The organism is Trinickia soli (assembly GCF_002879855.1).
Taxonomy (GTDB): domain Bacteria; phylum Pseudomonadota; class Gammaproteobacteria; order Burkholderiales; family Burkholderiaceae; genus Trinickia; species Trinickia soli.
Window position 1 is genome coordinate 1 of sequence record NZ_PNYB01000054.1, and the last position, 3,518, is coordinate 3,518.

2 protein-coding genes and 1 rRNA gene are annotated in these 3,518 nt (G+C 61.1%); 1 reads left to right on the forward strand and 2 read right to left on the reverse strand.

Translation table 11 applies throughout. The features are described 5' to 3' along the window. A partial coding sequence (locus C0Z19_RS27540; protein ID WP_102612992.1) for a molybdopterin-dependent oxidoreductase occupies positions 1 to 1,723 on the reverse strand: 1,723 nt, incomplete at its 3' end. Between the two features lie 162 nt (positions 1,724 to 1,885). Between C0Z19_RS27540 and C0Z19_RS27545 the strand changes: the two genes are divergently transcribed. Beyond that, a complete protein-coding gene (locus C0Z19_RS27545) occupies positions 1,886 to 3,088 on the forward strand; it encodes a M20 aminoacylase family protein (protein WP_102612993.1) in 1,203 nt (400 codons plus the stop codon). A gap of 306 nt (positions 3,089 to 3,394) precedes the next feature. Here C0Z19_RS27545 and rrf read toward each other — a convergent pair. After that, positions 3,395 to 3,507, reverse strand: a 5S ribosomal RNA gene (gene rrf, locus C0Z19_RS27550). Positions 3,508 to 3,518 lie beyond the last annotated feature (11 nt).

A 3,518-nucleotide genomic window follows, 5' to 3' on the forward strand; every position in this document is an offset into this window, starting at 1 on the left:
GATAGCGGGCGGCGAGCTCGGGCGCCCCGTCGGCCGACTCGTAGGGCGGCAGATAGTCGGGGAGCGGGTCGACGCCGTCCCGCTCGAGCAAGCTACTCACGAACTCACATTTCCCCGATGGCGTGCGAAAACCGCCCTCGGCGAACGGCGCGTCCGCCACGTTCAGCTTCGCCCAACCGGTTTCGTTCAGTTTCGCCCAATCGACGCCGGCGAGCGCCGGATCGTCCCAGCGCAGCGCGCTTTGGCCGATTGATTCGTCGCTTTCGAATAGCGCTGGATCGTCCAGCCCCATGTGCCGCGCGAGGGCGCGAAAAATCTCGGTATTGGGGCGTGCCTGGCCTACGGGAGCAATCGCTGGCTGATTCACCATCACATAGGTGTGACCATAAGACCGATGAACGTCAAAATGCTCAAGCTGCGTCGTGGCCGGCAAAACGAGGTCGGCGTAATCCGCCGTGTCTGTCTGAAAATGCTCGAGGACGATCGTGAAGAGGTCTTCACGCGCGAAGCCGGCGGCGACGCGGGCCGAGTCGGGCGCGACAGCGACCGGATTCGAGTTGTAGACGATGACGGCCCGCACCTTCGGGCCGAAGCTCGCGTCGCCCTGGTGCAGCAAGGCATCGCCGATCGCATTCATGTTGATGATGCGCGGCAGCTTGTTCGGCCAGCCGGGAAGCAAATCGGGCCGCTGCAGGGCGGTCGTATCGAACGGCGTCCAACCTGAGGACGACAGCAGCAGACCGCCCGCGCGATCGCGCCACGCGCCGGTCAGCGACGGCAGGCACGCGATCGCGCGCGTGGCGTTGGCTCCGCCGCGTACGCGTTGCATGCCGTAATTCAAACGAATCGCCGCTTTGCGCGTTTTGCCGTAAAGGCGGGCGAGCTCGATCAGTTCCTTTTCGTCGACGCCGCAGATTTGCGCCGCGCGCGCCGGCGGATAGTCGGCAGCGCGCGCTTTCAACGCCTCGAATCCGACCGTGTGCTCGGCCACGTACGCGTGATCGATCAAATCCTCAGCGATCAGCACGTGCATCATCCCGAGCGCGAAGGCCGCGTCGGTACCCGGGCGAAGGGCAATGTGCTGATGACACTTTTCGGCCGTGAGCGACCGGTAGGGGTCGATAGCGACGAGTCGGGCGCCGCGTCGTTTGGCCTCTTGGGCACGCGTCCAAAAATGCAGGCTGGATACGATCGGATTGGCGCCCCAGATGAGAATGAGTTCGCTCTCCTCGAAAAATTCGAGGTGCATCCCGAGCGCACCGCCGTACGTGTATTTGAGTCCCGCCATACCGGCGGCCGAGCAAATCGTGCGGTCGAGCCGCGACGCTCCGAGCTTGTGAAAGAAGCGTTGCGCGATGCTCTCGCCTTGAACGAGGCCCATCGTGCCGGCATAGCTGTATGGCAACAGCGCTTCGGGGTCTTGCTGAACGATCGGCAAAAGGCGCTGCGCGGCATAAGCGAGCGCTTCGTCCCAGCTGATGGGCTCGAAGCGGCCTTCGCCTTTGCGGCCGACGCGCTTCAGTGGGACCGTCAGGCGCTGCTCATGATGCACGCGCTCGGGGTAGCGGCTGACTTTCGTGCAAAGCACGCCCTGAGTGGGAGCATGACCGGGGTCGCCGACAACTTTGATCGCGCGCCCATCGGCCACGGTGACGCGCATGGCGCAGGTATCGGGACAATCGTGCGGGCAAACGGCGCGGGCGAATTCGAGGGGCGCATTCATGTGTGCGTTCGGTTGGAAGCTTTGACGCGGGAGGCTGGCCGACAATTTTATTCCTTTTGCGGCAACGGGCCGCGCCAATTTGGCAATCGGCAGTTCGGCGTAGAATGGTTCGTTCGATGGCAGTCCTACATTCTCGAACTACATCCAACAGTCGAACGCATCATGAAACTCATTCCCGAAGTCCTGGCCGCGCGAGACGAAATCCAATCGCTCCGACGAAGCATCCACGCTCATCCCGAACTCCGATACGAAGAAACGCAGACGGCCGATCTCGTCGCGCAGTGTCTCGAAAAGTGGGGGCTCCGCGTGCATCGCGGGCTAGGTAAGACAGGCGTGGTGGGCGTGTTGCAGCGCGGAACGGGGATGAGGTCCGTCGGATTGCGAGCGGATATGGATGCGTTACCGATTCAAGAACTCAACACGTTCGCCCATCGCTCCCAGACGCCGGGAAAAATGCATGCTTGCGGGCACGATGGCCATACGGCGATGTTGCTCGGCGCTGCGAGATATCTATCGCAACATGGCGATTTCGACGGGACGATTGTCTTTATTTTCCAACCGGCCGAGGAAGGCGGCGCCGGCGCGCGCGCCATGATCGAGGACGGTTTGTTCACGCAGTTCCCCGTTGATGCCGTTTTCGGGATTCACAACTGGCCTGGAATGCCGGCAGGGACATTCGGCGTGACAGAGGGGCCGATTATGGCGTCCAGCAATGAATTCCGTATCGATGTGAAAGGGATCGGGGCGCATGCGGCCATGCCGCACAATGGGCGCGATCCGGTGTTCGCAGCGATCCAAATTGGGAATGCATTGCAAAGCATCATTACGCGCAATAAGAAACCTATTGATACCGCGGTGCTATCGATTACACAAATTCACGCGGGCGATGCAGTGAATGTGATTCCGAATGATGCGTGGCTCGCGGGTACAGCGCGTACATTCACGACTGAGACGCTCGATCTGATCGAATCGAAAATGGTGAAAATCGCCGAGGCGACAGCGTCAGCATTCGATTGTTCCGCAACAGTCTCGTTCAACCGCAACTATCCGCCTACGGTCAATAGCGCCGATGAGACGCGATTTGCGGTCGAGGTCATGCGGGAACTCGTGGGCGCCGAGAACGTCGAGGATCGGACAGAACCGACGATGGGGGCCGAGGACTTTGCTTTCATGCTGCAGGCGAAGCCAGGATGTTATGCCTTCCTTGGGAACGGCGACGGAGGACATCGTGACACCGGCCACGGCGCCGGGCCCTGCATGCTGCATAACGCCAGCTACGACTTCAATGACGAGCTACTGCCCGTGGGAACCACGTATTGGGTACGCCTGGCTCAGCGATATCTGGCAGAGGGGATCAAGCGCTAGTGTCAATGGGATCGGCTCTCAGGGGCGGGCGCGCGTCGGCTACGGCTTTGGTAGTTTCAACGGCTTTGCGTACGGAATGGCGAGCCGCTTTTGAGCGGCATTAAATTGTTCGCGTGCGCAAAGCACCCACCGCCGGGAGCGTTGACGCTGTCGGGGGTGGGTATGAGGATGCGATGCAAGAGCGAGGCTTGTGCGGCACCAAAGCACAAACCCCCGAGAGCGCTATGACTGTCGGGGGTTTGGGTGCTACTTGCGGTGCATTGGTCAGAGTAAGCGCTAACGCGCTAGCTCTGACTGGCAAGGGGAGCCTGACGATTACCTACTTTCACACGGGAATCCGCACTATCATCGGCGTGGAGTCGTTTCACGGTCCTGTTCGGGATGGGAAGGGGTGGTACCAACTCGCTGTGGTCATCAGGCATAACTTGTT